The sequence below is a fragment of the Zoogloea sp. genome, from assembly GCF_041904905.1.
Taxonomy (GTDB): Bacteria; Pseudomonadota; Gammaproteobacteria; order Burkholderiales; family Rhodocyclaceae; genus Zoogloea.
This window is the reverse complement of record NZ_JAYRMI010000120.1, coordinates 1-3,516: the sequence shown is the minus strand read 5'-3', so window position 1 is coordinate 3,516 and position 3,516 is coordinate 1. Positions and strand designations below refer to the sequence as shown.

The following is a 3,516-nucleotide window of genomic DNA, read 5'->3' as shown; positions in this document are numbered from 1 at the left end:
CACCGAGCGGTGCTGCCCGCCGGTGCAGCCGATGGCCACGGTGAGGTAGCTGCGGTTGTCGTTGACGTAAGACGGCAGCCACTGGGCCACGAAGCGGTAGATGTCGTCGGTCATCTGGCCGACCTCGGGCACCCGCTCGAGGAAGTCGATCACCGGCTGGTCGCGGCCGGTGAGGGGCCGCAGCACCGGGTCGTAGTGCGGGTTGGGCAGGCAGCGCACGTCGAACACCAGGTCGGCGTCCATCGGGATGCCGTGCTTGAAGCCGAAGGACTGGAACAGCAGGGTGATCTGGTCGCCCGCCTCCAGGCGCATGAAGCTCTTGACCCAGTTGCGCAGGGTGTTGGCCGACAGGTCGCTGGTGTCGATGCGGTGGCCCAGCTCGGAGATCAGCGCCAGGGCTTCCCGCTCGCGGGCGATGGCCTCGGCCAGGGTCACGTCGTCGTCGCCCAGGGGGTGCTTGCGGCGGGTCTCGGAGAAGCGCGCGATCAGGGTGTCGTCGCGGGCGTCGAGGAACAGGAAGCGCACATCGGCGATCATCGCCCGCAGGGCCTCGATCTGCTGGGGCAGCGCGGCGATGCTGGCGCCGGAGCGCACATCCACCGCCACCGCGATGCGCTGGTAGCCGGCGCCGCGCAGATGGGTGACCAGCTGCGGCAGCAGCGCCGACGGCAGGTTATCGACGACGTAATGGCCGCAGTCTTCCATCACGTTGAGCGCGACGCTCTTGCCGGAGCCGGACAGACCGCTGATGAGAACGAGTTGCATGGTGAAACCTGTTTCGGGTGTTGCCGCAGCCACGGGCGGGCGGCTTGTCTGCGACTGGATGTCGCAGATGTTGCTGGACAGCATAAACAAACTCTGCCCCGCAAACTATCGGGCACTCTACAAAAAATCACAAAACTGTCAAATTATGTGGCGACGAGGCATTTCTCACGGATTTCCGCCACACCGCTGCGCAGCAACTCGTCCACCAGCCAGCCGGCGAGGGCCTCGGGCGGCAGCCCCAGGAAGCGCCGGTTGGCCTCGCGGAACAGGGGCACCCCGGCCAGGTGGGCCGCCAGCGCTGCCAGCGGCAGCCGCCGACGCTCCAGCAAGGTGAAGGTGAAACAGGCGCGGATCGCGTTGCGGGCCATCCGCGCGCCGTCCTCCTCGAAGTAGCGCAGCCGGGCGAAGGCCGCGGCGAGGGCTTCGTCCACCTCGACGAAGGGCGCGCCATGGCCGGGAATCACCCAGTCGATGGAGAGCCGGCCGATGGCTTCCAGGGTGGCGCGGGTGGCCTCGATGCCGCCGCCGCTGCCGATCACCTCGGCGAACAGGATGCCGAAGCCGTTCCGCCACAGGGCGTCGCCGGAGATCAGGCCGCGGGCGTCCGGCGCGTGGAAGACCAGGGCGTCCATGGCGTGGCCGGGAGCCGGCAGGGCCTGCCATTCGAGCCCGCCCAGCGTGAGCCGGTCGCCGGGGGCGAGGGCGTGATCGGCCGCGAAGGGCTCGCCTTGCTGCCCGGCGACGCTCAACAGCAGGGCGTCCTCGTCCCAGGCCCGGACCGCCTCGAGCATGCCCTGGGGCACGCCGATGCGACAGCCGAAGGCGCGCTGCACCGCGGCATTGCCGCCGATGTGGTCGGAGTGGGAGTGGGTGTTGAGCAGGCGCGCCAGCCGCCGCGGGCCCAGGGCCTCGCGGACCAGCGCCACGGTCTGGGCGGCGTGGGTGACATAGCCGCTGTCGATCAGCGTGGCGTCGTCGCCGTCGAACAGCAGGATGTTGTTGGCCGACAGCCAGCCACGCTCCAGCACCCGGATGCCGGGGGGCAGCACGACGGGCTCAGTCGGTGCTGACGAGGGGGCCGGCCGGGGGCGGCGGCGCTTCGGCTACGGCCTCGCTGCCTGCCGGGTCGGTGTCGGTCTCGCCGAAGATCTCGTCGGCGCTGCGGCCGCAGCCGGTGCAGTAGCCGTCCTCGATCTCGCAGATGCCGATGCAGGGATTGTCTTCGCTCATCGCCGCCTCACCCGTCGCTGACGCATTCGCCGCGCAGGCCGCCCTCGAAGAGGTCGGCAGCGGCGCGACGACCGGCCACCTCGGCGAGGATCGCGCGCTTGCGGGCGTCGTCGGCGCGGCTCCAGTCGGTGATCTCGGGGATGGTGCGGAAGCAGCCTTCGCAGTAGCCCGTGGCCGGGTTCATGCGACAGACGGAGGTGCAGGGGGATTGGATGGTCATGGCGCGCTCTGGGGGTCGACGCCCGCCGCTCGTGGTCGGCGGGTCTTCGTGGGTCTCCAAGCTTATACGTGCACGGCCCGCTTCGCCAGCACCGCCCGCGCCACCTTGGAGGCCGGCGGGCGGCCCAGGCGTTCGCTGATCCAGCCGGCGGTATCCACCAGCGCGTCCAGGTCGACGCCGGTGTGGATGCCCAGGCCGTCGAGCAGATACACCACGTCTTCGGTGGCCACGTTGCCCGAGGCGCCCGCCGCGTAGGGGCAGCCGCCCAGGCCCGCCACCGCCGCGTCGAACACCGCGACGCCGGCTTCGAGCGAGGCATAGATGTTGGCCACCGCCTGGCCGTAGGTGTCGTGGTAGTGGCCGGCGAGGTGTTCGACCGGCACCTGGCGGGCCACCGCGTCGAGCATCCGCCGGGTCTTGCCCGGGGTGCCGACGCCCACGGTGTCGCCCAGGCTCACCTCGTAGCAGCCCATCCGGTAGAGCGTGGCGGCCACGTCGGCCACCACTTGCGGGCTCACCTCGCCTTCGTACGGGCAGCCCAGCACGCAGGAGACGTAGCCGCGCACCTTCACCCCGGCTGCCTGGGCGGCGGCCATCACCGGCTCGAAGCGCTTGAGGGATTCGGCGATGCTGCAGTTGATGTTCTTGCGGCTGAAGGATTCGGACGCGGCGCCGAACACCGCCACCTCGGTGGCCCCGGCAGCCAGCGCGGCCTCGAAGCCTTGCAGGTTGGGGGTGAGCACCGGGTAGGCAACGCCCGGCAGGCGCGCGATGCGGCGCAGCACTTCGGCGTTGTCGCCCATCTGGGGCACCCATTTGGGCGACACGAAGGAGGTGGCTTCGATGGCGGGCAGGCCGGCGGCGCCCAGGCGGGCGATCAGCTCGAGCTTGGTCTCGGTGCCGACCACCTGCTTTTCGTTCTGCAGGCCGTCGCGGGGGCCCATCTCGACGAGGCGGACGTGGGTGGGGAGGGTCATGGCGGTTCCCTGGCTATCCTGAAACGAACAGCCATAGTTTAAGTGCATAAACTCGGGATTTCCTAATTTTTGTTCTTTTTGTTACATGCCCAGCTTGGGCGTCACCCCGCGGGGCTCAAGCCGCCCCCTGGGGCCGGCGCCGGAAGATCCGGGCGATGAAGCGCCACAGCAGCACGATGGCCACCGTGGCGAGCACGCAGAACACCGCCAGCGCGCCGAGAAACAGCAGCGGCTGGTGGACCAGCGTCCACATGCCGCCGACGAACAGCGCGTCCTCGCCCAGCGACGTGACGACGTTGCTCACCGGCTCTGGCGAGGTGTTGA

General features: G+C 69.8%; 6 protein-coding genes. All 6 read right to left on the bottom strand.

What is annotated here, in order from left to right; genetic code table 11:
- Nucleotides 1-765, bottom strand: a 765-nt coding sequence (gene rapZ / locus ACE3N6_RS18970) for an RNase adapter RapZ (protein ID WP_374247384.1), incomplete at its 3' end; no start/stop codon positions are given.
- 143 nt (nucleotides 766-908) lie between these two features.
- Complete coding sequence (locus ACE3N6_RS18965; RefSeq protein ID WP_374247385.1) at nucleotides 909-1,811, bottom strand: MBL fold metallo-hydrolase; 903 nt, start codon at nucleotides 1,809-1,811, stop codon at nucleotides 909-911.
- A 10-nt stretch (nucleotides 1,812-1,821) separates the two neighbouring features.
- Nucleotides 1,822-1,995, bottom strand: coding sequence for a DUF1289 domain-containing protein (locus ACE3N6_RS18960; protein WP_374247383.1), 174 nt, complete (start codon nucleotides 1,993-1,995; stop codon nucleotides 1,822-1,824).
- A gap of 7 nt (nucleotides 1,996-2,002) precedes the next feature.
- Nucleotides 2,003-2,215, bottom strand: a complete 213-nt coding sequence (locus ACE3N6_RS18955) for a DUF1289 domain-containing protein (protein WP_374247382.1) — start codon at nucleotides 2,213-2,215, stop codon at nucleotides 2,003-2,005.
- Nucleotides 2,216-2,277: 62 nt separating this feature from the next.
- On the bottom strand, nucleotides 2,278-3,192 hold the full coding sequence (locus ACE3N6_RS18950) for a hydroxymethylglutaryl-CoA lyase (protein WP_374247381.1): 915 nt from the start codon (nucleotides 3,190-3,192) through the stop codon (nucleotides 2,278-2,280).
- A 115-nt stretch (nucleotides 3,193-3,307) separates the two neighbouring features.
- Nucleotides 3,308-3,516, bottom strand: a 209-nt coding sequence (locus ACE3N6_RS18945) for a DUF4126 domain-containing protein (protein ID WP_374247380.1), incomplete at its 5' end; no start/stop codon positions are given.